Genomic DNA, 26,550 nt, shown 5'->3' on the forward strand with positions numbered 1-26,550 from the left:
AATTAAATGAATTATTATAAATCATTCTAAAAAAGGGAGATTCTCCATCTTTAAACATTGAAAATACGTAAATAAACTAACTAAATAATTATATATTATTCACCTCTAAATATTTGATTAAATTAGCACCATCAGTTTTGATAAATAAACATGCTCTTATTAGATGTACAATATTATTATTAGCTATTTTCTTAATTTAAAATTCTAGTTGTGTTAACTTGGATTGGTTTAAAACAATCCTTTACAGACTTTATTTCAAAGCCACACCACATCCAACCCTTAAACCAAAAGATATCTTGTTAGCAGCAATAAACTACAACAGAAAAAAGAGGATGCCATAGCATCCTCTCCTCTCCTGCTCTTCCCTATTCCACACAAGTAAACTGTGTCCAAGCTCCTACATAATCTAGTAAGAATAACTCTTCTTCCGCAATTGTACCGACAATATTTTTCCGTTCATCTATCGGCATTTCTTTTAGAATGATTTGCAGTTCACCTTTATACTTTCCGAATGAGTTGTTACCTATTACAACTTGCCCTCTTTCCTGTAGTACGCTTTCACGCACTGGGAAATCATAGTCTTTGTACTTTTTACGTACTTCTGTAGAACGTACCATATATTCTGTTATGTCACCGCGTCTTACGTGTAATTCTTGTAGTGTGGCTCTCTTCTCTACTTCAGTCGCTTCGTCTACAAAGTGTACCTTTAGCTGTAACATGTAACGATTTAAGTTTCCTAGTTTCTCTAACTCTTCTTCACTCGCATAAGCATTTCCGATAATAACATCATCAATAAGCCCTGTTGCCCATAAATGTTTCGCTTGTACTTCAATCGGTAAGTTACGATGCTCTTCTAACGTACATAATCCGTCATTAATATCCCATGGACCGATGTTAGCTGCATGTGACGTAATAAACGCTGCCGTGCGAATACCGTGTTTTTTAAAACGTTCACTACAGCGAATGAAATAATCATACGGAAGTCCAGTGAATTTTTGCGGATAAAAGTTATGACAACCAATTAAAGCTGGTTTATTCGCCTGATGCGAAAGAATATTTTCTAAGTACGCAATATCGTTACTTACGTTTAGCTCGATTTTTAAACCGTACGGGTTATTTGTCATTTTCGCTTCAGTTAATCCGTCAAATCCTAAATCTAAACGAATGCCGTCTGCACCTAACTCTGCGAAAAATGATAGATCACTATAACTAATACCAAGCTGATCAAACACGGCTGGAGCTACATCTAAAATAACTTCCATATTATTATCTTTCGCATGATGAATAATTTCTTTAAATTCAGCTACAATTTCTTCTTTCGGACGATTCACAGATAATAAACAAGTGAATATTCTTGAAAAACCGTGGCGTGCCGCTGCCGAAATGTATGCCATATCTTTTTCTTTCGTTGAATGCTCTGGATAAAGTGAAATTCCTAATTTACGCTCCATGCTTTTGCATCTCCTTCACACGTTGTATTAATGCCATGCTCGTAAATCTATATTTTGCAGATAAACATGTTGCACATAAAATTGTCGGTACAATAATTACGTACGGTGATTGCAATCCTAACATTACATATGCACCCATTGAACAACCGATAAATAAAACTGATACTAGTAGTAACACTAATAAAGATTTACTTTGTACCCATTTCGAATAATGGGCAATACACTGTCCGACCACGAATGTAATTAAGATGATAATTGCTCCGAGCATTCTGTTTTCTCCTCTCCTGCTAATTGTTGTTTCTCATACATTTTGAAGAATGGATAGTAAATAACGAACGAGATAACAAAGTTAACAAGTACAAGTACACCAGCCATAATTGTCCAGTCCGTACTAATCACCGCTGCAATTGGTGCTAACATCGTAAATGGCAGTTTCGCCATCATAAGTGGAATCAAACCTGAAACAACTGCGAAATATGATACCGTCGTTGTCACTAACGGTGTAATAACGAACGGAATAATTAAGATTGGGTTCATTACAATTGGTGCACCGAAAATAATTGGTTCGTTAATATTGAATAAGCCTGGCACGAATGATAATCTACCTAACTCTTTTAAGAACTTAGATTTAGAGAACATAAACATAATAACTAAAGCTAACGTTGATCCTGATCCACCGATCCATACGAACCATTGAATAAATTGCTCTGTAAATAAGTTTGGTAATTGATGTGCATTTCCTGTAGCTGTGAATACTTCCATATTTTCAAGAATTGCCGAATCCCACATTGGACGAATGATCGGTCCTAAAATCGCAGGGCCATGTATACCGAATGACCAGAAAAATACGATTAAGAATACTGTTAATAAACCACCGAATAAATTATTTCCTACTAATACTGATTTTAATGGTGCGATTAAGTATGTAATTGTTGTATTCACATCAAATTTCAAACCGTAGCGAATGCCCCAGAATAAAAGAATAACTGCTAACGTTGGAATTAATGCTGCAAACGAATTTGAAACTGCTGGTGGTACACTATCTGGTAATTTAATCGAGATATTATGCTTAATCATAAAATGATAAATTTCTACTGCAATTAATGCTGTAACAATTGCGCCAAATAAAGACGTTGCACTTAATGTTCCTACTGAAATATATCTACCTGCATCAATAACACCTGGTACAGCTTTCGTAATTTGAATTGGTTCAACTGATGCTAGTAAAAAGGCGAGTACAGATAATAACCCTGCACTTAACTGATTGAGCTGATAAAAGTTCGCGAGCGAAGCCCCTACACCAAACGCTGCGTATAATGCCATTAGTCCTACTGTAAATCGAAATGGAATATCTAAAATATGGCGAAACGGTGCAATCCATTCCATATATGCATCAATTGGTAAATTTAAAAAGATAACGAAAAATGATCCGACGATCGTTAACGGTAATGTAGAAATAACCCCATTTCGAATTGCTAATAAATGTCGTTGTCCTGCAATCTTTTGCGTTGTTGGCATAATCTTTTGTTCCATAAAACTCATAAACCCATTCATCAATAGCCCTCCTCTTTCTCTCTACTATAAAAGAATGAAATAAACTTTATAACATTATAATGTTTATATTTAAAAAGATATAATTATGCTAAAACTAATTGTTCTGCTTGCTTAAGCACTTTCAAACCATCACACATACCATAATCTCGTTGGTCTATAATCGCAACTGGTATGTTGTATGAGTTCGCAAGAAACTCTACAGCTGGAAATAAATATTTCACCTGTGGGCCAATTAAAACGACATCGGCTTCCTTTATTTCAAGTTTCACAAGTTCTGAATCAACCGCCTTAATTTTATAATTCTTCCCCTGTTTCTTTGCCTCTTCTTGCATTTTTCTTACGACCATACTCGTTGACATACCTGCTGCACAACATAATAAAATGTACATCTTATACTGTCACTTTCTCTTCTACTCGTTTATGAAGAGCAATAAATTCTTCAGCCAGTTCTTTCACTGTAATTGCATTCATTAAATGATCTTGTGCGTGCACTAACAGTAAACTAATTTCTGCATGATTTCCTCTTGCCTCTTCTTGAATTAAATCCGTTTGAATACGGTGCGCTGCTGAAATTTCCTCACTAGCAAGTTTCATCTTTTCACCGGCATTCCCGAAATCTCCTTGTCTTGCAAAAGCAATTGCTTCAAGCGCCGCGCTTCTTGCATTGCCACCATGTAAAATTAACGCGAATGGAGTTTGCATATCAGCCATTTTAAATTCCCCCAAGCTATATGTTTTCTATATTTTTATCTTATTATGAAAACGCATACAATTAAACATAAAAAACTTCCGTTATGTAACGGAAGTTTTTATATACTTTTTCAAAATGATAATAAAATTTCTTGAAAATCTTCAATTACCTCAGTCTGAGTAAGTTTCTCTATCGTAGTTTGACTAGACATAATATCATATAAAAAATCATAAAGCCTTTGCAAATCTTCATTATTATTGCGCTTTACACTAAATAAAATAATTACTTGTACTTTTTTATCTCCCCAATCAACAGCCTTTTCAAGTGTGCAAAACATCAAAAAAGTTTCCTCACTTAATAACTGCATCGGATGCGGAATCGCAACTGAATTCCCAACCGCTGTCGGAGACGTATTTTCTCTCTCCATAACAGAAGCATAAAAGTTTTTTGGTACATAGCGTTTCTCAGCAGCTTTTTCACATAAAAACTGAATAACATCCTCTTTCGTAGAAGCATTATGATTTAAAAAGATTAAATCTTCCTTAATATAAGGCTGCACACTAGTATTCACATGCGTAAACAACCGCTGACCAATCGATTTAATCTCTTTATCATCAAATATTGAATTCACTTTTATAACTGGAACAGGCAAGCCACTCGGTATATGAATCGTACTAATAATACAATCTATTTTTTCTTTATAAAGATCTTCTACTTTCAATTGATAATAGCCTGTAATACCTACAATCTCTAATTTATCTCGGAACTGTGATAAAATTTTATATTTTAATAGTTGGGCACTTCCTTGACCAGTCGCACAAACTAATAAGCATCTTTTCTTTTGATTTTGCTCCTGCAAACGGCTCATCGCTCCGCCGAAGTGAATTGCAATATAACCAATTTCACTTTCAGGGATCGATTCACCCGTATATTCACCAATGATATCTCCAACGAGAACCGCAATTTCAAAAGCATACGGATAATTCTTTTTCACTTCTGCCAAAAGAGGATTTCTCGTATTTAACTTATACTTCAAACGATTTAATAACGTTTTTAAATGAATACCAAATCCAAATAATAATTCTTCATCATAATAAAAAATAAGATTCCGTTCTTCCGCTACTTTAAAAAGAATATGTTGCATAAATGCATATATATCTTTCCCTAATAGCTCTTCTAGATTTTCATAGCGATTTCTCGTTGTAACAGCAGTACTTAATAAATGCATCGTCACATATAATACTTCTTCTTCTGGAAATGAAAATTTTAACTCTTTCTCTAAATCTCCTAAAATCTGCTTCGCAATTGTATATTCTTTCTTTATTATAAGTTCTGATTGCTCCGCATGCAGTCCTTTCACATAATGTTGACTTTGACAACGCTTTAATGCGATTGCAATATGAATGACTAAATTATCAATTTCTATATCAGATAAATATATTGTTCCGCCTTCAATATACTTTAATATAATTGAGCGAATGAGTGATATATGAGGTAGCGATAAATATGTCTCCGTCTGCTCAAATTGCTCATGAAACGGAGTATGATCATAACGCGGTAAACCATATTGTGATAAACAAGAACGAATATTAAATTCCTCTCCAACAATACGTATACCATAATACGGTCTCTTCTCAATTTGTAATTCATAGCAACCACATATATCTGTAACATCTTTCATAATTAAATTGACCGTTGATTTGCTCACATACATCTCTTCCGCTAATTCTGAAAGCTTCACATATCCCTCTGTCATTAAAACACGCTGCAGAATGTACGCTATTCTTTCTTCATAAGAAGTTGGGATCTTTTCCGTCTGTTTTTGAAATAGACTCACACAAAAGTCTTCAAATTTCTTCTTTTGTATAATTTCTAATTCGTACCCATTCCCTCTTTGCGATTCGATTTTCGCTCCGTTTTCTTCCAATATATCATTTAATAATTTTATATCCTTTTGAATCGTCTTCGTTGATACATGTAAACGGCCTGCTAAAAAAGCTCGATTTAACATCGATTTCTCTTCTAAAAATTCCTCTAAAATAGAAATTAATCGCTGATACACCTTTGTCATAGCTCTTCCTCTCGCTCTTTATATATAAAGGGGGAAAAGCTGCTGAAATCAGTAGTTTTTCCCCTTTATATTCTCTCTATCTCTTTAATGTGAACCCGAATTTATCCCATGCTTGTAAATAGTCTAGTAAGAAAATCTCTTCTTCTACAATTCGACCAACTACATTTGTTTTTCCTGTATTCACCATATCTTTTAATGCAATTTGTAATTCGCCTTTATACTGACCATATTGTTCATTATCAATTAATAAATCCCCACGCTTAATTTCACGCGTATTATGAGGTTTAAACTCTTCTTTTTTATATTTCACACGACTTTGTGTAGAACGAATCATATATTCAGATACATCTCCGCGATAAAAATGTGGTTCGTTTAATACGATAATTCTTTCTAGTTCTGTCGTTGTATCATATATTTCTATATCAAATGTTTGTTTCTCTTTATTTAATGCACCTAGTGCTTGTAATTCTTCTTCTGACGCATATGCGTTTGCAATAATAACATCATCAATTAATTCCGTCGCGAATAAATGTTTCGCCTGTGTTGTCATCGGTAATTCACGATGCTGCTCTAATGTACATAACCCTTCTGTTACTGGCCAAGGTCCGTATGTTGCATCAAATGATGAAATAAAAGCAGCCGTTCTCATACCGTAATCTTTAAATTGTTTCGAGCATTTAATGAAATGATCGTATGATAACCCTGAATAACGATGCGGATAAAAATTATGACAACCAATTAAATTTTCACGATTTGGTCTATGACTCATAATGTTATCTACATACTTCGTACCATTGCTCATATTAATCTCAATTTTCAAACCATACGGATTATAAGTCATAATTGATTCTTCTAATCCTGAGAAACCAACATCTAAACGAATACCGTACGCACCTAATTCATGGAAAAATGATAAATCATTATACGAAATACCTAATTGTTCAAAAACAGATGGACTAATATCCACTAATACTTGGAACCCTAATGCATTCGCATGAGAAATCGTTTCTTTAAATTCTTCAATAATTTTCTCTTTTTCTCCATCCACAGATAATAAACATGTGAACACACGTGTAAATCCATATTTACTTGCTAATGTTAAATACTCCTTATCTTTCTCTACTGTTGAATGTTCTGGATAAATAGAAATACCTAATCGTCTCATATGTACACGCCTCTTTCTTCATCATATTGTAAACCTTTTCAAATATATGTAGTGAAAAAGTATATATCCCCCTTCTTGTTCACTACTCTTTTGAATCCGCTTTCTTTAAAGAAAAAACAATTTCTATCATTCTTAACACCTACAAGTCTATACATCTATACTTTACAACTTTTTTTCATAGTTGTGTAGCTTTTACACAAATTTGTCAGTTTTTCACCTTAAAAATTGTTATCCGTTTTCAAGACACCTTCCTTGACTGTTGCATTGGCCAATACATATACTCGAAAGAAAAGAGAAAATTTTATATAGGGGATGAATATATGGGAGAAGCAATACTCGTAAAACGAGAACCGTTATGGACGAAAGAGTTTGTTGCTTTAATTTTTGCAAACTTATGTATGTTTTTAGGGTTTCAAATGTTAATTCCAACCTTACCTGTTTATGTGAAAGAAATTGGTGGCACAAGTTCCAATATCGGATTTGTTGTCGGCATGTTTACCGTTGCGGCACTTTTTGTTAGACCGCTAACTGGGAACGCCTTGCAAAAATTCAATAAAAAAATCATTTTAATGATCGGTACTGCTATCTGTTTACTCGCTATGGGCAGTTACCTTTTCGCCTCAACTATCTTTCTTTTGCTTGCTGTTCGTATTTTACACGGAGCTGGTTTCGGTATTACAACGACTACATATGGAACTGTCGTTTCTGATTTAATTCCCTCAGCTCGCCGCGGAGAAGGCATGGGATATTTTGGCCTTTCTGGAACAATTGCAATGGCCCTCGGTCCACTTATCGGACTATGGCTTATGCAAACATATAACTTCACAATTCTTTTTTTATGTGCATTATCGTGCACAATTGTTTCATTAATATTAACGAAACTACTTCAAATCCAAAAATCGAAAAAACCTCCACTACAATCATCTAGTACTTTTCTCGATGGATTTATTGAGCGTAAAGCTTTACTTCCTTCATTATTAATATTATGTATTACATTAATGTACGGAGGAATCGGAAGTTTTATCACTCTATTTGCTACAGAAGTCGGCATAGCTGATATTAGTCTCTTCTTTTTATGTAACGCACTAGCAATCGCTGTAACTCGTCCATTCTCTGGAAAGCTATATGATGCGAAAGGCCATACATTCGTCATCATTCCGGGAGTTATTATAACTTTTACAGGCATTATTTTATTGTCGTATACGACGACAATTCCGAGCTTAATTATTGCTGCAGCATGTTACGGAAGTGGTTTTGGAGCGATCCAACCTGCACTACAAGCATGGATGATTGACCGTGTAGCACCGCATCGACGCGGCGTAGCAACGGCTACATTCTTCTCCGCATTTGACCTTGGAATCGGCGCTGGAGCGATTATATTTGGATTTATTGCTCATTTTACAAACTATGCAACTGTATATCGTTACTCCTCTCTATTACTTATTGCTTTTCTCTTCATTTACATTACAAGCATAAGAAAACAAAAGCATGGCGATAAAAACACGGAAAAAGCTGCTGGATAATTCAGTGGCTTTTTTATCGTGTTAAAAGAATTATTTCCCCTCGTTTTGCTGTTATAAAACTACATGCATTTTCCTACATATTTTTTTAACTTTCATCAAAAAATATACGATGAACTCGCAGACGCTTTCCTTAATATTCGACTGAACAACATTATTCTAAAAAGTGTGATTTCTTTACAAAATTAAGATTTATACAAGATAAAAACCATGAAATGCAGTTGTTTCTTTAAGGGATTGTAAACTTTTCTTCCCTTTGTAAATTTAGTGTAAATTTTACTAGCAAACCGTTTACAGTGACTCAAGGTTCAGTTAATAATTACATCGTACATGAAATTTAAGGAGTGGAATGCGTGGAATATAATGTTCAAGATATGATCTTCCAGTTCATTGGTGGATTAGGTATTTTCTTATTCGGGATTAAATACATGGGCGATGGACTACAACAAGCAGCTGGAGATCGTCTTCGCGATATTCTAGATCGTTTTACAACAAACCCACTTATGGGTGTACTAGCAGGTATGTTAGTTACTGTATTAATCCAATCCAGTTCAGGAACAACCGCTTTAACAGTCGGACTTGTAAGTGCCGGATTTATGACATTAAGACAAGCAATCGGTGTTATTATGGGTGCAAACATCGGTACGACAGTTACTGCATTTATTATCGGAATTAAAATCGGAGAATATGCTCTCCCAGTTATGGCAATTGGAGCAATCTTACTATTCTTCTTTAAAAATAAAAAAGTACATTCTGTAGGTCAAGTTGTATTCGGTTTTGGTATGTTATTCTTCGGTTTAGAATTAATGAGTGCAGGTATGAAACCTCTTCGTTCTTTAGAATCATTCCAAGAATTAACAGTTAGCATGAGTGATAATCCAATTTTAGGAATTGTTGTCGGTACAGTCTTTACTTTAATTGTACAAAGCTCAAGTGCAACTATCGGTATTTTACAAGAACTATTCGGTCAAGGGGCAATCGATTTACAAGCAGCTCTTCCTGTATTATTCGGTGATAACATCGGTACAACAATTACAGCTGTATTAGCAGCAATCGGTACTTCAATTGCAGCAAGACGTGCAGCATTAGTTCACGTTATCTTTAATATTATCGGTACAATTATCTTTACAATTTTATTAATACCATTTACAAGTTTAATTCAATATTTCCAAACATCATTAAACTTGAATCCAGAAATGACTATTGCATTTGCACACGGAACATTTAACGTAACAAATACAATCATTCAATTCCCGTTCATTGCAGTGTTAGCATGGATCGTAACAAAAATTATTCGTGGTGAAGATGCAGCGATTGACTTCAAACCACAACATTTAAATCCAATCTTTATTGAACAATCTCCAGCCATCGCTTTAACTGAAGCTCAAAAAGAGATTATCCGTATGGCTGAGTTCTCATTACATGGATTAAAAGAAGCAAATCAATTTTTAAATACACAAGACAAAAAACACGCAAACATGGCTACTCAATTAGAAGGAGCTATTAACAATTTAGACAAAAAAATTACCGAGTATTTAGTTTTACTATCAGAAAAGCCACTTTCACCTACGGATTCTGAAAAACATTCTGTTTTAGCAGGTGTTGTTGGAGATATTGAACGTGTCGGTGATCATGTAGAAAACCTTGTAGAACTTGTAGATTTCCAAATTTCAAACCGTGTTTCACTATCAGATGAAGCATTAGCTGAATTAAACGAAATGCTTGAGTTAACAATTTCAACACTGCAAGACTCAGTTGAAGCTTTAACAAACTTCGATACTGAACTAGCTCAAACTGTTATTGCAAAAGAACGCAAAATCGACCAAATGGAACGTGTTCTTCGTAAACGTCATGTATTACGTCTAAACGAACGCAGCTGTTCAGGTGATGCAAGTATCATCTTCGTCGATATGGTAAGTAACTTAGAGCGCATTGGCGATCACGCTGTAAATATCGCTGACGGTGTTTTAGGTGAACAAGGAAAAATCAATCTAAAACAATCATTATAATAAGAAAGAGACGCTAACTTAAGCGTCTCTTTTTTCATTATATTTTAACAACTGTTCTTCCTTTTAACTTTCCTTGCAATATAAGTGCAAACTTCTTCTCTAATTCTTCTAATGTACATTCTTCTGTATAAGATAGTAACTCTTTATTTCCCCATTCTTTCGCTAAAAGCGTCCAAACATCTCTTCTCACATCTACTGGGCATTGCACGGAATCTATCCCTAAAAGGCTTATACCTCGTAAAATAAACGGATATACCGTTGTTTGTAGTTCCTGGCCTGCCACATTACCACATGTCGTTACACAACCACCATACTTTACTGTTTTTAAAGCTGTTTCTAGCATATGTCCACCTACAGTATCGATAACTCCCGCGTATATCCCTTTTAACATCGGTCTTCCTGATTCATCATTCAATTCCGCGCGATGAATCACCTTTTTCGCTCCTAGACGTAGTAGCATATCTTCCTCTTCCATTTTTCCTGTCGCTCCTACTACGTTAAACCCTAGCTTACTTAATATACTAACAGCTACACTCCCTACGCCGCCTGTAGCACCCGTTACTAAAACATCTCCCATACTAGGCTTGATTCCTGCTCCAATAAGCTTATATACCGACAAAGCCGCAGTAAAACCTGCTGTCCCATACATCATACTTTCCTTTAATGACATTCCTTCCGGTAAAGGCACGACCCAAGATGATGGCACGCGAATATATTCTCCGAAACCACCAGAGGTATTCATACCTAAGTCATATCCCGTTACAATAACTTGATCTCCTGCTTTAATGGTAGCATCTTCACTACTCACAACCACTCCTGCAGCATCAATTCCTGGCGTATGAGGATATGTTCTCGTAACACCCTTATTACCAGTAGCTGAAAGAGCATCTTTATAATTTAATGAAGAATAATGAACTTGTATGAATACGTCTCCCTCAGGTAAACTACTTACTTCTCTCTCAACAACTTTTCTTACAAACTGATGATTTTCCTTTTCGTTCACAACGATTGCTCGGAATGATGTATGATTCATTATGCTCTCTCCTTTATCCGTCAAATTCTTCTTTATTATATAGAAGAAATAAGTAAGCTTACTCATTTCTTCTTGGCTATATTTCAACAAATCTTACTTCTCTATCACTTTCTCACAATATATATTTTCATTTCTACTAAAACAACTTATACTTATTCTACATCTCAAAAATATAATATAGAAAATCTGACTTTTTATAAATATATTGAATTTTTACGAAATGTAAATGTTTTGTAATGTTTTTTTTCGCTAAATTTCATTATAATAAGTGGATATGAGTGTCGTATTTCAATCCAAATGAAGGAGTACAGGAAATGGAGCAAAACCCATCTTTGCAAGAAAATACACGCAATAAACCGAAAAAAAATAAGAAAAAAATAAAAATTATTATAAGCGCTATACTATTCGTTTTATTAATAGGCGGCGGTTATACTTGGTTTTTAGTAAATAAAGCATCTTCTGCTGTTCGAAATGCCGCACACGATTTAGCACGCGGTGATAAATCTGATTTACGTGATAAAGCTGTAAAACCTATTACAAACAATGTCTCTGTTTTAATAATGGGTGTTGATGAAAGCGATGTCCGTGGAAAAGAATATGGTGAAGCTATAAGAACAGACGCGCTTTTACTTGCAACATTTAATAAAGATAGCAAAACTGTTAAACTATTAAGTATTCCACGTGACACATATACTTATATTCCAATAGAAAAGAAAAAAGATAAAATTACACACGCTCATGCATTCGGTTCTGCTAAAAACGGAAAAAATGGTGGACCACAAGCAAGCATTGATGCAGTTGAAAAATTAATGAATGTTCCTGTCGATTATTTTGTAAAATTCAACTTTAAATCATTTATAAAAATCGTCGATGACTTGGGCGGTGTTGAAGTTGATGTACCAGTTGAATTTACTGAGCAAGATAGCAATGATAATGCTGAGGCTATTCACCTAGAAAAAGGTGTTCAAAAGCTAAATGGCGAAGAAGCTCTTGCTCTTGCTAGAACAAGACACATCGATAGTGATGCAATGCGTGGACAACGTCAACAACTCGTTATCGAGGCTATTTTAAAGAAGCTAACAAGTGTTGGTTCTGTAACAAAAGTTGGCAACATCATTGATGATATTAACGGACAATTCGTTACAAACTTAACATTTGATGATATGCTTTCATTCTATAAATATGGATCGGATTCGGAAATTGAGAAATTACAAATCCAAGGTGATGATTGCTATATGGCAAAAGGTGACGATACTTGTAGCAAATCTGCTGGTGGTGGTCGAACTTACTACTACAATCCAGATAAAAAAGAATTAGCTAATGTTACAAATGAACTTCGTACTCATCTTGGGCTACCTGCATATACAAAGTCTCACTCAGACTCTGATTCGAAAAAGACAAAAGAATCTAAGTCTGAAAATTCAAGTGAACGCGAATCAAGTAACAATGAAGTGAAAAATAAGAACAAAAATAGCAGTGAAGATACAGAAACATCGTCTAACGACAATGAATAGTAAAGAAGCCGTACTCTATGGAGGTAGAGTACGGCTTCTTTTTATTTCTTCAGAATTAAAAATCAGAACTTTCTAACTATCTTTTTTAATATTTTTAAATTATAATAAATAGTAGCAATCTATTCCAATTATCAGGGGGCTTATACATATGAAAGCTGCAGTAAAACATAACATCTCAGATTTTAAAGACTACTTAAAATCCAACGATATATACATGGAAGAAAATATAGATGAAAATGATGGCTCTGTTCATTTTTCAGTAGGATTAGAGACTGAAGCTGGCGCAAAGATTCAACTTATCGCTGCTTTCCAAAACGAACATCCTACGGTGGATATATACTGCTTCAATGTTGCTCACGTACCTGATGCAACATCAACAAATGATATTTTACATGTCATCAATGAATTAAATACATCTTATCGCTTTGCAAAATTCACATTAAATAAGCAAAATGCAATTGATATTTCAACATCTCTTGCATTCTCAGAACCAAACTTTAATCCAGCACTTGTCTTTGAACATACGAGAATGCTATATAAATTAGCGAATGACGAATATAAAAACTTAATGAAAGTTATTTGGGCATAAATAAAAGGATGGGCTGCAAGCAGCGCCATCCTTTTATTTCGATATCATATCAATCCACATCTTAATAGCAGTGCCGACAATTAAAATCGATAACATATATTGTAGTACTTTTTGATTTATCCTCTTCCCGACTCGCGCTCCAACTGGCGCAGCAAATATACTTGCAACCGCAATAATTAAAGCTGGAATGATAACTACTTGTCCAGTAATCACTTTTCCAGTCGTAATCCCTACTGAGGAAATAAACGTAATAGCGATAGATGTCGCTATCGTCATGCGCAATGGTAATTTTAAAATAACTAGCATAATAGGAACTAAAAGAAACGCACCGCCAGCTCCAATAATGCCCGAAACACCTCCTACAATAAAAGCTAACACACTTGCTAACCATTTATTATACGTAACTGCTCCACTATTATTTTTCTTCGGTACAAACATCATCATAGCTGCAATGGTCGCCAATACTGTATAAACAACATTTACAGCGTGTTCATCTAATAGATTTGCACTAAAACTTCCTATAAAACTTCCTATTAATATACTAGCTCCCATATACACAACTAACGTTTTATTCATATCAGTACTTTTCCGATATGCCCACGCACCTGCAAAAGTTGCGAAGAATACTTGTACCGCTGTAATACCGCTCACTTCATGTGACGTATATCCAGTAAATCCTAGCAATACCGGAATGTATAAGATCATCGGATAGTTAATAATCGCACCGCCAATTCCAACCATTCCTGATATAAACGACCCTATAAATCCAATTATAAAAAGTAATAATACTACACTCACCTTACATCCCCCTCCTTCTAAAAAGAAGGTGATTAAATGAATAAGTTTACATTCCCATCCGAAGCATCTGCTAAATATGCCCCTACACCTGCAAACTCTACCCCTTCCATAATCTCTTCCTCTTTTAACCCTAATAAATCTACTGTCATTTGACAAGCTACAAGTTTAATCCCCTGTTCTTTCGCCAAATCAATTAAATCTGGCAAAGGCATTGCATTATGTTTTTTCATAATGCCTTTAATCATCTTTGGTCCCATACCAGCAAAATTCATTTTTGATAATCCCATCTTATCCGCACCGCGTGGCATCATTTTTCCAAACACTTTTTCTATAAAAGTTTTCTTTACCTTCACATGCTCATCTTTCCTTAAAGCATTTAATCCCCAAAAAGTATGAAAAATAGTTACCTCTTGATCATACGCCGCTGCACCATTTGCAATAATATAAGCAGCCATTGCTTTATCGTAATCTCCGCTAAATAAAACGATTGTTGTTTTCTTCTGTTGTTCCATATTGTTCTCTCCAATTACCTATAGGGGTATTTTATCATTTATAAAAAGGCTCAAATCATGTATCCCTGTACTATACGACTTTACCTTCCCATGCTAACATACCACCTACCATATTAATTGCTTGAAAACCGTAGCTCTCTAAAAACTGAACTGCTCGTGCACTTCTTCCGCCAGAACGACAAACGATAATATACTCCTTCTTTTTATCCAACTCATGCATACGAAACTCTAATAGTCCTAGTGGAATATTACATGCTTCTGGAATTTTCCCTTCAGCTACTTCTTCTACTTCACGTACATCCACGATATTTACTGCTTCTTTACGTAACAATTTTTCTTCCAATTCTTTTACTGTCATTTCTTTCATTTTAAATTCCCTCCTCACAAACTATTCATCCCGCCTGAAACGTTTATTACTTGCTGAAACCCTAGTTTTTTCAATACCTTTGCTGCTTGCTTACTTCTCATTCCACTTTGGCAAATAACGATTACTTCCTTATTCTTATCTAATTGATTCGCCTTACTTGCTAGATCATTTAGGGGGATATTTTGAAACCCTTTCATATGATTCCCTCTATATTCACCTATTGTGCGAACATCAATAAAATACTTCTCCTTTTTCCCCACTATACTTTTCAATTCTTTGCCATTTATATTTTGAACACCTTTCACTGGTAAAAATCGTGAAATAACAAACCATGCAGCAAGTACAATGAAAAGTGTACTTAATATTGTGTTCATATAACCAACCTCTCTATATTTACAAAACTATTGCTTCACTACGTCTTCATAATCCAAAACTTCAGCACATCGCCTTCTTCTTCAAGCTTTACGATGTCATGGCCACATTTATTTGCCCACGCTGGAATATCCTTAACTGACCCTTTATCCGTTACATGTATTTCTAACACTTCTCCAGTTTGTAGAGCATCCATTGCTCTCTTTGTTCTTACAATCGGCATTGGACATGCTAAACCTTTCGCATCTAACACTTGTTTTATATTCATCATCAATTCCTCCATTTTTTATTTATTTCATTATTCATGCACTGCACAACGATTTGGACCAATCTCCATTTCACGCTCTTTATCCACACTTGGGTGAATTTTACCCATATTGGTTTGACGAATTTCTTCATATGCATTTGGCTGAGGTGGTAAGTTTTCTGTTACAACTTTACGGAACTCTCCCTCATCCTCAATATTTAATCCTGCATTATGCTCAAATAAATCTTTTAATTTTGCACTAACAATACCACTTTCGTTCATTTCACTTATTTTTGAATAATGAGCCGGTAACACAACTAAATTTTGAGATAGCTCTTTATATCGGCTATACAAAGTATTACGTAAATCACTCACCCAATCTTCAGCCTTACCAGCAAGATCAGGACGCCCAATTGAATCTACAAATAAAATATCGCCTGATAATAAATAAGAATCATCTACAATGAATGACGTACTTCCAATCGTATGCCCTGGTGAGTATAATGCGTCAATTACAATTTTAGTCCCCCCCACCGTAATAACAGATCCTTCAACAAGCGGTTCGTATGAGAAAACAACTTCCTCTGCATCTTTTGGTGGTAACCAATACGTACCACCTACCTTTTCCGCTAACTTACGTCCTCCGGAAATATGGTCTGCATGTAAATGTGTATCCATTACAGTCGTAATCGTAACGCCATGCTCTTTCGCAAATTCTTCATATGCCTCGGCTGTTCTTACTGCATCAATAACTGCTGCTTCACCATTTGAAACGACCATATAAGATAAACAGCCTTTTCCAAGGCGGTTAAACTGATACATACTTCCACCATTTTTTAAATCTCCAACTTTTATAGGCTTTACATATTCACTCCAAGCCTTCATGCCACCAGCTAAATAATAAATATTTTCTAATCCAGCCTCTGTTAATTGCTCTGCCACAAATATAGAAGACCCTTCTTTTGCACATACTACTAAAACATCTTTATCTTTAGGTAATTCACTTACAATATGATCTACACCATCTAACAAGTCAAAGTAAGGTCTATTAATAGAAGAAACTTGTTTCCCTTCAATTTTCCAATCTTCATAATCCGCCTCATTACGAACATCTAAAATGAATAACTCTCCGAATAAAACTTTCTCTGCCACATCTTTTGCTTGTAACGGTTTAACACTCATCTTATTACCCCCATAGGTATATTTTTATTCAAAAAAATTTATTTCTCTATATTCCCTTGCCACTCTAACATGCCTGGAATGACATTTTTCACATTTGCATAACCTTTCTCTTTCAACATGTGGCAAGCTACATCACTACGGTTACCAGTTCGACAAACAACATAAATTTGCTTCGTCTCATCTAACACTGCGCTGTATAATTCACCTAATGGCATCGAAATGGCGGATGGAATATGGCCAAAAGCAAATTCCGCTGCTTCGCGAACATCTAATACAATACACTCTTCACCATTTAATAATATCTCTTCCAATTCCGAATTCGTAATTGTATGAGGATATTTCACAACTTCATTCACTTCATGCTCGTTTGCTTTCCTAACATAATGCACCAATACATCACCCTCTTGTTTCGTCCCGATATATTGATGTCCTACTTTACTCGCCCAACTTTTTATATCTACCGTAGAACCTTTATCTGTTGCCTGAACTTCAATCACTTGCCCTGGTGCTAATCCTTCTATCGCCTTCTTCGTTTTCACAATCGGCATCGGACAAGCCAACCCTTTACAATCTAAACTCATATCCACTTTTATACTCATAATCGATTCCTCCACAATTTATATACATATACCTGTAGGGGTATGTTAAAATGTTTTTGAAAATCTGTCAACAATTATGTTTGACAGATTATCGGCTTTTTACAAGTAATTGAACAGCTTCTTTAATTAACTCTTCATTCGAACCATTACCACTTTCAAACTGTTCACGCAGACATTGCTCTAAATTCGTTCCAACAACGAGTCCAATTGTACGATCAAGTGCAGAACGAGATGCTGTTAACTGTGTAATAACTTCTCGGCAATCTTTTCCTTCTTCCATCATACGAAGCACACCACGAACTTGACCTTCAATACGTTTCAATCTATTTTTCATATCTTGATTATATTCCATTCTATAATCACCTCATTACCATTATGTCACCATTTATAACCTATGACAATACAAAATACCCTATAGGGTATTTTGTAAACCCCTATTTTTAATTTTTGTCTTATATGTTCGCAAACCAAAAAATAAAACCTTAATCTATAGATTTTCATCTTCCACTAAATTTTTAAGTAGAAGATGAAAAATATCAATATACAACACGTTCTGGCAATACTGTCCCATACAACTTAAAACCACCATCTACATTCTTTACCTTATATCCCTTTTCCATTAACATACGCGCTGCAACATACCCTCTCATACCAAGTTGGCAAGTGATATATATTTCTTTGTCCATTGGTACTTCATCCAATCGATCACGTAATTCATCTAATGGAATATTAATAGAGCCTTTAATCATTCCCTGTTTTAGTTCATTAGGTTCTCGAACATCAATAAGGTACCCACCATTTTCAACAATGTGATCTATTTCATGCCATTGCACTGTGTCCACAAAACCATCTACTATATTACTTGCAGCATACCCCACCATGTTTACTGGATCTTTTGCAGAAGAATACGGCGGGGCATATGATAATTCTAAATCTGGTAAATCGATTACAGTTAAATTTGCCTTCATTGCCGTTGCAATAACATCGATACGCTTATCTACCCCATCACGCCCTAAAGCCTGTGCTCCGTAAATTTTTCCGCTTTCTTTATTAAAGATTAATTTTATTAGCACTGGCGTAGCATTCGGATAGTATCCTGCATGAGAATTTGCCTGTACATGTACTACCTCATAGGGTATATTTAATCGTTTTAATATTTTCTCATTTACTCCAGTCGAAGCAACTGTTAAATCAAAAACTTTAGCCACAGAAGTTCCCATCGTACCTTTATATAAAGACTCCGTATGACCATGAATAATATCTGCTAACATGCGACCTTGACGATTAGCTGGCCACGCTAAAGGAATCATCGTTTCTGTTTCTGTAACAAAATCTTTCACTTCAATCGCATCACCAATTGCATATACATGTGGATCCGATGTTTGAAATTTCTCATTTACTTTTATCGTCCCTCTAACTCCTAATGCTAATCCTGCATCTTTCGCTAAACTACTCTCTGGTTGTACACCAATTGCTAAAATAATCATATCTGTTTTTATAACTGAGCCACGTTTTAAACGTACAACAGTCCCATTCTCTTCTAACGCATCTACACCATCTTCAAAAACAAGCTCAACATTGTGCACCTTCATATGCTCATGTACATATGCCGCCATTTCGTAATCAATTGGTGGCATCACTTGATTTGCCATCTCTACAAGAGTAACCTCAATCCCGCGTTCTCTTAAATTCTCAACCATTTCCACTCCAATAAATCCTCCACCAATAACCGTCGCATGACGTGGTTTCTTCTCATCAATATACGCTTTTATACGATCTGTATCAGGTACATTTCGTAACGCAAACAAAGCCTTCGCTTCTTCAATGCCCGGAATAGGTGGAACAATTGGTTTCGCCCCTGGTGAAAGAATCAAAACATCATATTCCTCGTTATATGTTTCATCTGTAGTTACATTCTTTATCGTAATTGTTTTCTCTTCTTTATTAATCTTTACAACTTCACTCAATACACGTATATCTAAATTAAAACGTTTTGACATCCTTTCAACAGTTTGTACTAATAACTTTTGTCTTTCTGTAATGACACCGCCAATATAATATGGCAATCCACAGTTTGCGAACGAAATGTATTCACCGCGTTCAACCATAATAATTTCATCTTCCTCACTTAAACGACGAAGCCTTGCAGCTACTGATGCCCCGCCAGCAACTCCGCCTACTACAACAATTTTTCTAGACATATTTCGAACCTCCATATTATTTAATTTTCTCATGCATCACACAGAAAAACCTATACCTGTATGGGTATATGATAGAGTATAAAAAATTTAATTTCAATCAATATGTCTTTCTTTCACAAATTTGAAACAAAAAAGAACTTAGATATTTCCAAGTTCTTTACGAATGAATCAATCCATCGTTCTATTGTCATACTTCCTATAATCTCTTTGTAAAACTATACTCCATGTTCCCGCCTAGGGCTGCCGCTGTATCACCAGTTTCTCTAAAATCATGTGTATATATTTTTTCAAATGAACCGAAATCGACTTGCTTATAAAATTCAAAACAAGGGAATCCATCATGCTCCCCTTGAATATCAATACTACCATCCTGTTTCACACATACATTTAATACATAATCCACAGGAGGTGCATATACATTTAATGGATTACTTGCACTCGCACTCATTTTGAATTGCACACCTTCAGAATTCCATGTGATATCAGTGCACATAATATTTTCTGTACTTGCTTTCCCTGTTCTTTTACTCACAGAACCATCTGGACTTGTAATCTTCTCGGTCGTAATACCCGTGTTCGCATATGAAAACACTTCTTCTTTATAGAAATCAACTACTACCTCTTGCTCAACTCTAGAGCGCATCGCATTTACCGCATACGGTGTGAATTCACGTGAATCACCTTCGAATTGAATTACTTTTCCTGTTTCCATATCCTTCTTAGCCTCAGTCCAAGACATTGGAATAAATACACTGGCTCTAATTTTCACGATATTAGTCATAAAAAACACCTCTATAATTTTATTTTAGATGCTGAATGCTTATTAAATAAAACAGACCACAATTTCAATCCTAAAACCAATAGATTTCTCTTTTACTTTTCTATTTCCTTCTAAAAAATAGCGCTATATTTATGTTTAGATTGTCGTTTTAAAGCTATATTCCATCTCTCCAGCTAGTGCTGCTGGGGTATCATCCGTTTTTCTGAAATCATGTGTGTATATCAATTCAAACGAACCAAAATCTACTTGTTTATAAAATTCATAGCAAGGGAAACCATCATGTACACCTTCAATATTCACAGTACCACTTTCATTAGCTCGTATAGTCAAAAAATAATCAGCTGCAGGTGCTGCTGCGTTTAAAGGATTACTTGCACTTGCTCTCATTTCAAATGAAACTTCATCTTCACTCCATACAATATTTGTACATACAATGTTTTCTCTACTTGTTTCTCCCTTTTGATACTCAATTGAGCCATCTGAATTTGTAATCTTCACGGTGACGATACAAGCATCTGCATATGTGAAAATTTCTCTTTTATAAAAATCAATATTCACTTCTTGTTCTAACCTTGAACGCTTTGTGTTCACAGCTTGTGGTGTAAACTCACGTGCATCTCCAGCATATTCAAACACTCTTCCTGTTGCAGGGTCCTTAATAGGTTCCAGCGATGCATACGGTGCAAATACACTCCCTCTAATTTTCACGATATTAACCATGTGAAACCTCCATTGATTCTATATTATATAAATCATTATTTGTTCTACCAACATAATATAGTCAATTTGATTGACTATATTATACATAGTACAATAGGCATTACATATAGTCAACTTAATTGACTACAAGTACGGAGGTTATATACATGGATCAAACATTCAACGAGTTAGATCTTACATCGCTTTTATCATTATCATTTAGCACATTAATTACTGAGCTACATGACAAATTAAGTGAATTAGGATTTGAAGATATTAGGCCAGCACATGGTTTTATGTTCAAACGCATCCTTCCGAATGGGGCAACTGGTATAGAGCTAGCTGAGTATTTGGGGATTTCCAAACAAGCTGTAAGTAAAATGGTGGATTCTCTTGAGAGTAATGGCTACGTTACACGCAAAACACATCCTACTGATAAAAGAGGTAAAATCATCGTTTTAACCGAACGTGGTTTGTCAGTAATGAAAGCAAAAGAAGAAATAGTAGCTGAAATAGAACAGCGATGGATTGAAAACATAGGTACAGAACGAATGCAAATGCTAAAAGAAGATTTAACAACATTCGTTACTAAAGAAAATACAGAGAAATTATCATCAAATATACGACCTGTCTGGTAAACAAAAAACGAATCCATTTTGATTCATCTTCTTCAAAATGGATTCGTTTTCTACAATAATATATTTATTACTCTCGTTTCATCTCTATCATTAACCCTAACTATTTGCGTCTCACTATTTGGTAAAAATATGATATAATTTCCCTTCCTCACATTCTTCCAAATAACTTTCCCTTCTTCATCCGTTTTCCCTATTGAAATCCCAATTTCTTTACTCGGCTCAGGTGATTCGTCTTTCATAAGTATAATTTCAAAACCTTTTATTGGCTGTTTTTCTTTATTTTTCACGTGAAAAGTTACATAATTAACAACCTTACTAAACTTCTTTTCATTATTTGCTATAGAACTAGACATTATGATAATGACCAATATACAACATAAAATCCATATAAGGTTATTATATTTATTCAGACCATTTTTTAAGATTATTAAAAACATCGTCTGTCACCCGGTTTCCAGAATTCCAAGAACTACTTCCTACTGTATGGGTAGCTATTATTATTACACCCGTACGAGAATGGATAATTAAAATTACTGTCTCTTAATAAGTATCCCCAATCTTCCCCACCATGTTTACGCCCTTCAAATGAAGGTGAAACAAGATCTTCTCCCCTTCGATTATTACTATACAAAGATTGTTCTTGAAAAAGTACACGTTCTCCCTCATTTGAAACTGATGTCCACGGTACATCTTCTGCATACACCTTCTGATTCACCAAAAATACTGTACAAAAAAAGATAAAAAGAACACCAAAACTATAAAGAGCCAACCTACATCTTATAGAAATAAAGCTATCCAACATAACTTACCTCCTATACAAATGATAGCGAACAATTGAAGATCCCTTTATAAATTCTAGGTTTTCTTTTTTCAGAAGTCAATGTAATTAATAATGATTATCATTATTAATTACATTGACTTAACAAAATCAAACAATTATTATATTCTTTACTCTGCGTTCAAAAATCTGTCTCATTAAAGGTTCACTTTATTACATAAACCCGTAACCTTCTCCACAACCAACTCCGCAGTATTCTCCTCCGGTGGTATCAATAAATTCGTAACCGGTCCATACACTACAGGACTTAATTCCACTTCATATCCACCATATGCGAATTCTTCCTTCGTTGGTAAATAACCAATATATCCGTTCGTATATCCACCAAAGAAAGCTAATTCATTTTGAAGGATTTCTTTCATTTCTAGGGCAGTTTCTGAAAAAGGTTCCATCGGTATACCAGAGAAAATCCCATCATTAACTTGAAACAGTTGCACTTCTAAATCAATACTTAACCGCCGAATACCTTGCTCAAATTTCTCTAAAACGATAGTAAGCCATTCATCCGTATTCACGCCCCACTGCTTCTCGGCTAATTGAGCCATGCTTCGTATCTCATCAATTTCAGGAATATCCTTCAACTTCATTTGCAGCATACTTGAAACTGTTCTTAAATTTACAATTGGGCTATATGTAACTGTTGGCAACATCGTTAATACATGTCCACTAAGTAAATAGGCCATTTGTTTTAACGCTTCCCTTGAACCGCGATATTTCGCATTCACATTTCCAGCGGCACCTTGAACGATAATAACAGGGCAGTTCACTATCTGCTCTAGAATCTCTCTCGTCATTCCAGGATAATCCGCTGATAATTCATCACTATCACCTTTTAAAACATTCGGATGCGCAGTACAAAATACTAAAATCCCAGATAACTTCTTCGTTTCAGCATCTCTTATTGCTAACATGCCAATTCGGTTATCTACAACACCTTCTATATTTATGCCCATCTTCGCTTTTCCATCAGATGTTCTCTCTCTTCGGTTTACCCCAATATCACCTGTCGTAACACCCCAGCCAACTTCACATAGCTTCAAATTTTTATTTGCAGTAACAGCACCATGCACTACATTATTTACTAAAATCGTTTTATGCGACTTTACTAAAGGATGATCACCGACTGTTTCCGGCCCAGAGTGTGTATGTGTATAAACAACAGTTATTCGCTCAAATGGCACATGAAGCCTACTTGCTACTCGCTCACGAATCATATTCGTATCTTCTACTAACATTCCAATATTATCAATACTTATAAACACAGTTTTCATTTCATCTTTTTCAAATACAAAAACCGTTCCATAAATACGTTCTTCAATATTATTTATTCCTGTCTCTCTATGGTATCCGACAAAATCAATACCTATAGGCGGTGTAATATCCACCTTACATACCCCTACTTTGCTCATTTGAACCTCTCCATTTCTCTATGTAACTCCCTTTTTTCAAGAATAGCATATTTTTCCTATTTTAAATAAAAAAGAACGGACACAGTATCCTATGTCCGTTCTTCCCCTCACACATACTTCCGATGCACCATCTTCCCATCATAAGAAAACACAACGCCCTTACTCTCCACAATGGACTCCATATGCACCGTTCTTCCCCATAGTTGATGAAGATATGGTAATACCTTTTCTAAGTATTTCAAATCGAGCTCGATTCCTTCATAACTATGTTTAATGTATAATTCTCCATTCTTTAAGTAGTCTCCATCTTCTACTACTAAGTACGGGAACCCACCATTTGTCCGCATATTTACGAGTTGATCACGCACATTTTCCCATTCTTTATCTATGACTTTATATTCTTTTCCTTGGCGCTGGAATAAGTACATATCTTCTCGCATAACAAGATCTTTATTTAAGTAGTTTCTTAGGAACGATACGTCCCATTCAATTTCGCGTACTTCAAACATTTTATCACGACCAGATCCTGGTTTTACGCCTCGTCGTTTCATTTCTTCTGTTGGATTGTTGTACCGTTCTTCAATATCTTCAAAGATTTTAATACCTAGGTAGTATGGATTAATACTTGTTTTTGACGGCTGTACAACACCTGCATTTAATTTCGCAAATTCAATAGCCTCATCAGATGTTAAGTCCATTTCACGAAGTATGCGTTGATGCCAGTAGGATGCCCAGCCTTCGTTCATGATTTTCGTTTCAAGCTGTGGCCAAAAATATAACATTTCTTCGCGCATCATCGTTAATATATCACGCTGCCAATCTTCTAACTCACGGCTATATTCTTCAATAAAGAGCAGTAAATCTTTCTCTGGTTGTGGTGGAATTTTCTTCTTTTTACGCACATTAGAACGTTCCTGCTTTTTATTGCGATTATCTAAATTCCATAAATCATCGTATTGCGACACCTTTTTCTTTTCTACTTCTTCATCTTCTAAATCATCAATACTCCATGCGAGCTTCGGACGCATAAGCGACGGATCAATATGCTCTTGAATGGCAAGTACGGCATCTAAAAATGTTTCTACCTCTGCCTTTCCGTACTTATGCTCATACGCTTTCACGCGGTCCGCTGTTGCCGCCATACTCTCCACCATGTCTCGCTTCGTATTTGAAAAACGAATATTATTTTTGAAGAAATCACAGTGTGCTAAAACGTGCGCTACAATTAATTTGTTTTGAATTAAAGAGTTCGTATCTAATAAAAAGGCGTAACATGGATCAGAGTTAATAACGAGTTCGTATATTTTACTAAGTCCTAAATCGTATTGTAATTTCATTCTGAAAAATTGTTTTCCAAAACTCCAATGTGAAAACCTTGTCGGCATCCCATATGCACCAAATGTATAAATAATTTCCGCTGGACATATTTCATAACGCATCGGATAAAAATCAAGCCCAAATCCAGTCGCAATTTCCGTAATTTCCGCAATCGCATATTGCAGTGCTTTATCGTCACTTGCTCTCATTATTTTCCCTCCTTACACTTTCCCTTAAGAAAGTGTATGATGAAGAACAAGCTTTCATGAGGATTGATTGCATAATAAAAAGACACCCCCGCAAAAACGAGAATGTCTCATCTATTAACCTTCAATAATCTCCATCTTCTCTGTAATCGGAGTACGTGCTTTTCCTTCTGGCGCTTTATCGAAATAGCCGATATGAAGAATTCCAACGATACGTTGGCCTCTTGTTAAACCGATTCCTTCTATAAATAATGGATTGTAGTTTAATCCGCCTGATTTCCAAACGCAACCTAATCCGCGTTCCCAAGCAAGAAGTTGGAAGTTTTGCATGAATGCACATGTTGCAGCATAATCTTCATCACGTTGAATTTGACGCGGATCTTCATTTATATATACAACGATTTGTGCAGGCGTGCTTAAAAAACGATCTGATAAAATTTTACCGCGTTTCGCTCTTTCTTCTTCCGTGAAAGAGTTTAATACTGCATCTACTAATTTCTTGCGGCCTTCTCCGATGTATAGTTTACAATTCCATGGTTCACGGTGCTTATGATTTGGTGCCCATGTTGCATCGTTTAATAGTTCAATTAATAAATCTTTTTCTACTGCTTTGTCTGTAAATGTACGAACAGAGCGTCTTTCTTTAATCACATTAGCGATGGAAGTATATGTAGTCATATTTATCTCTCCCTTATTTTTATCTATATGTATAAGTTTATCGTCATTATTGATATTGATTTTCAATTTCGATTATACCTTAGTTTTTTACTATTAATCAATGTTTTAT

General features: G+C 35.2%; 28 protein-coding genes and 1 pseudogene. 5 read left to right on the forward strand and 24 right to left on the reverse strand.

Translation table 11 applies throughout. From position 1 onward, the window contains the following. Positions 1–365: 365 nt before the first annotated feature. The 7 genes from MKY38_RS18170 to MKY38_RS18200 form a co-directional block, all read right to left on the reverse strand. The gene (locus tag MKY38_RS18170; protein ID WP_029437557.1) at positions 366–1,451 is read right to left on the reverse strand and encodes a DUF871 domain-containing protein; all 1,086 of its coding nucleotides are present in this window, start codon (positions 1,449–1,451) and stop codon (positions 366–368) included. Then, positions 1,441–1,719 (reverse strand): hypothetical protein, encoded by a 279-nt coding sequence (locus MKY38_RS18175; RefSeq protein WP_000900048.1) that lies wholly within the window; start codon positions 1,717–1,719, stop codon positions 1,441–1,443. The genes MKY38_RS18170 and MKY38_RS18175 overlap by 11 nt, the downstream gene beginning before the upstream one ends. Continuing rightward, on the reverse strand, positions 1,695–3,005 hold the full coding sequence (locus MKY38_RS18180) for a PTS sugar transporter subunit IIC (protein ID WP_065224711.1): 1,311 nt from the start codon (positions 3,003–3,005) through the stop codon (positions 1,695–1,697). Before MKY38_RS18180 ends, MKY38_RS18175 begins: the two co-directional genes overlap by 25 nt. A gap of 83 nt (positions 3,006–3,088) precedes the next feature. Further along, positions 3,089–3,394, reverse strand: a complete 306-nt coding sequence (locus MKY38_RS18185; protein ID WP_000275642.1) for a PTS sugar transporter subunit IIB — start codon at positions 3,392–3,394, stop codon at positions 3,089–3,091. Between the two features lies 1 nt (position 3,395). After that, positions 3,396–3,716 (reverse strand): PTS lactose/cellobiose transporter subunit IIA, encoded by a 321-nt coding sequence (locus tag MKY38_RS18190; protein WP_000774631.1) that lies wholly within the window; start codon positions 3,714–3,716, stop codon positions 3,396–3,398. Between the two features lie 110 nt (positions 3,717–3,826). Continuing rightward, positions 3,827–5,767 (reverse strand): BglG family transcription antiterminator, encoded by a 1,941-nt coding sequence (locus MKY38_RS18195; protein WP_065224713.1) that lies wholly within the window; start codon positions 5,765–5,767, stop codon positions 3,827–3,829. A 76-nt stretch (positions 5,768–5,843) separates the two neighbouring features. Beyond that, the gene (locus MKY38_RS18200; protein WP_078384519.1) at positions 5,844–6,932 is read right to left on the reverse strand and encodes a DUF871 domain-containing protein; all 1,089 of its coding nucleotides are present in this window, start codon (positions 6,930–6,932) and stop codon (positions 5,844–5,846) included. Between the two features lie 320 nt (positions 6,933–7,252). Here MKY38_RS18200 and MKY38_RS18205 point away from each other — a divergent pair, with 320 nt between their 5' ends. Together MKY38_RS18205 and MKY38_RS18210 are read left to right on the forward strand one after the other, a co-directional pair. Then, on the forward strand, positions 7,253–8,455 hold the full coding sequence (locus tag MKY38_RS18205; RefSeq protein WP_065224715.1) for an MFS transporter: 1,203 nt from the start codon (positions 7,253–7,255) through the stop codon (positions 8,453–8,455). 350 nt (positions 8,456–8,805) lie between these two features. Beyond that, positions 8,806–10,461, forward strand: coding sequence for a Na/Pi cotransporter family protein (locus MKY38_RS18210; RefSeq protein ID WP_000456269.1), 1,656 nt, complete (start codon positions 8,806–8,808; stop codon positions 10,459–10,461). Between the two features lie 37 nt (positions 10,462–10,498). Here the strand turns inward: MKY38_RS18210 and MKY38_RS18215 are convergent, their stop codons facing one another. Further along, positions 10,499–11,494, reverse strand: coding sequence for a YhdH/YhfP family quinone oxidoreductase (locus MKY38_RS18215; RefSeq protein WP_065224716.1), 996 nt, complete (start codon positions 11,492–11,494; stop codon positions 10,499–10,501). Positions 11,495–11,808: 314 nt separating this feature from the next. On the opposite strand from MKY38_RS18215, the gene MKY38_RS18220 reads away from it, so the two are divergent. Together MKY38_RS18220 and MKY38_RS18225 are read left to right on the forward strand one after the other, a co-directional pair. Then, on the forward strand, positions 11,809–13,008 hold the full coding sequence (locus MKY38_RS18220) for an LCP family protein (protein WP_341049355.1): 1,200 nt from the start codon (positions 11,809–11,811) through the stop codon (positions 13,006–13,008). A gap of 148 nt (positions 13,009–13,156) precedes the next feature. Next, positions 13,157–13,597 carry a hypothetical protein gene (locus MKY38_RS18225; protein WP_000642362.1) on the forward strand — a complete coding sequence of 147 codons (441 nt, stop codon included), beginning with the start codon at positions 13,157–13,159 and terminating at the stop codon, positions 13,595–13,597. A gap of 33 nt (positions 13,598–13,630) precedes the next feature. Here MKY38_RS18225 and MKY38_RS18230 read toward each other — a convergent pair whose 3' ends face one another. The 11 genes from MKY38_RS18230 to MKY38_RS18280 all read right to left on the reverse strand — a co-directional run bounded on the left by MKY38_RS18230 (position 13,631) and on the right by MKY38_RS18280 (position 21,376). After that, positions 13,631–14,395, reverse strand: coding sequence for a sulfite exporter TauE/SafE family protein (locus MKY38_RS18230; protein ID WP_065224717.1), 765 nt, complete (start codon positions 14,393–14,395; stop codon positions 13,631–13,633). A 32-nt stretch (positions 14,396–14,427) separates the two neighbouring features. Further along, entirely contained in the window at positions 14,428–14,907 is a 480-nt protein-coding gene (locus tag MKY38_RS18235; protein ID WP_000437728.1) for a DsrE/DsrF/DrsH-like family protein, read from the reverse strand. Positions 14,908–14,977: 70 nt separating this feature from the next. Then, the gene (locus MKY38_RS18240; protein WP_000661816.1) at positions 14,978–15,274 is read right to left on the reverse strand and encodes a rhodanese-like domain-containing protein; all 297 of its coding nucleotides are present in this window, start codon (positions 15,272–15,274) and stop codon (positions 14,978–14,980) included. A gap of 14 nt (positions 15,275–15,288) precedes the next feature. Next, a complete protein-coding gene (locus MKY38_RS18245; protein WP_065224718.1) occupies positions 15,289–15,648 on the reverse strand; it encodes a rhodanese-like domain-containing protein in 360 nt (119 codons plus the stop codon). Between the two features lie 38 nt (positions 15,649–15,686). After that, on the reverse strand, positions 15,687–15,917 hold the full coding sequence (locus MKY38_RS18250) for a sulfurtransferase TusA family protein (RefSeq protein WP_065224719.1): 231 nt from the start codon (positions 15,915–15,917) through the stop codon (positions 15,687–15,689). 27 nt (positions 15,918–15,944) lie between these two features. Further along, entirely contained in the window at positions 15,945–17,075 is a 1,131-nt protein-coding gene (locus MKY38_RS18255) for an MBL fold metallo-hydrolase (protein ID WP_065224720.1), read from the reverse strand. A gap of 38 nt (positions 17,076–17,113) precedes the next feature. Then, complete coding sequence (locus MKY38_RS18260; protein WP_065224721.1) at positions 17,114–17,674, reverse strand: sulfurtransferase TusA family protein; 561 nt, start codon at positions 17,672–17,674, stop codon at positions 17,114–17,116. An 88-nt stretch (positions 17,675–17,762) separates the two neighbouring features. Next, complete coding sequence (locus MKY38_RS18265) at positions 17,763–18,026, reverse strand: metal-sensitive transcriptional regulator (RefSeq protein ID WP_000456206.1); 264 nt, start codon at positions 18,024–18,026, stop codon at positions 17,763–17,765. Positions 18,027–18,210: 184 nt separating this feature from the next. Then, the gene (gene cdr, locus MKY38_RS18270; RefSeq protein WP_341049360.1) at positions 18,211–19,875 is read right to left on the reverse strand and encodes a CoA-disulfide reductase; all 1,665 of its coding nucleotides are present in this window, start codon (positions 19,873–19,875) and stop codon (positions 18,211–18,213) included. A gap of 196 nt (positions 19,876–20,071) precedes the next feature. Continuing rightward, complete coding sequence (locus MKY38_RS18275) at positions 20,072–20,656, reverse strand: DUF3238 domain-containing protein (RefSeq protein ID WP_065224723.1); 585 nt, start codon at positions 20,654–20,656, stop codon at positions 20,072–20,074. Positions 20,657–20,791: 135 nt separating this feature from the next. Further along, positions 20,792–21,376: a DUF3238 domain-containing protein gene (locus MKY38_RS18280; RefSeq protein ID WP_341049363.1), complete on the reverse strand. Its 585-nt coding sequence runs from the start codon at positions 21,374–21,376 to the stop codon at positions 20,792–20,794. 146 nt (positions 21,377–21,522) lie between these two features. On the opposite strand from MKY38_RS18280, the gene MKY38_RS18285 reads away from it, so the two are divergent. Further along, a complete protein-coding gene (locus tag MKY38_RS18285) occupies positions 21,523–21,993 on the forward strand; it encodes a MarR family winged helix-turn-helix transcriptional regulator (RefSeq protein ID WP_065224725.1) in 471 nt (156 codons plus the stop codon). A gap of 50 nt (positions 21,994–22,043) precedes the next feature. Here the strand turns inward: MKY38_RS18285 and MKY38_RS18290 are convergent, their stop codons facing one another. The 5 genes and pseudogenes from MKY38_RS18290 to MKY38_RS18310 form a co-directional block, all read right to left on the reverse strand. Then, complete coding sequence (locus MKY38_RS18290) at positions 22,044–22,430, reverse strand: DUF2606 family protein (protein WP_000478589.1); 387 nt, start codon at positions 22,428–22,430, stop codon at positions 22,044–22,046. Positions 22,431–22,510: 80 nt separating this feature from the next. Then, a pseudogene (locus MKY38_RS18295) lies at positions 22,511–22,795 on the reverse strand (trypsin-like serine peptidase); the annotation flags it as partial. A 173-nt stretch (positions 22,796–22,968) separates the two neighbouring features. Further along, complete coding sequence (locus MKY38_RS18300) at positions 22,969–24,240, reverse strand: neutral/alkaline non-lysosomal ceramidase N-terminal domain-containing protein (protein ID WP_341049366.1); 1,272 nt, start codon at positions 24,238–24,240, stop codon at positions 22,969–22,971. 107 nt (positions 24,241–24,347) lie between these two features. Further along, the gene (gene spoVR, locus MKY38_RS18305) at positions 24,348–25,766 is read right to left on the reverse strand and encodes a stage V sporulation protein SpoVR (RefSeq protein ID WP_001202693.1); all 1,419 of its coding nucleotides are present in this window, start codon (positions 25,764–25,766) and stop codon (positions 24,348–24,350) included. Positions 25,767–25,880: 114 nt separating this feature from the next. Further along, entirely contained in the window at positions 25,881–26,441 is a 561-nt protein-coding gene (locus tag MKY38_RS18310; protein ID WP_000214819.1) for a nitroreductase family protein, read from the reverse strand. Positions 26,442–26,550 lie beyond the last annotated feature (109 nt).

Origin of the sequence: Bacillus sp. FSL R5-0585 (genome assembly GCF_038004545.1) — a bacterium.
Classification (GTDB): domain Bacteria; phylum Bacillota; class Bacilli; order Bacillales; family Bacillaceae_G; genus Bacillus_A; species Bacillus_A cereus.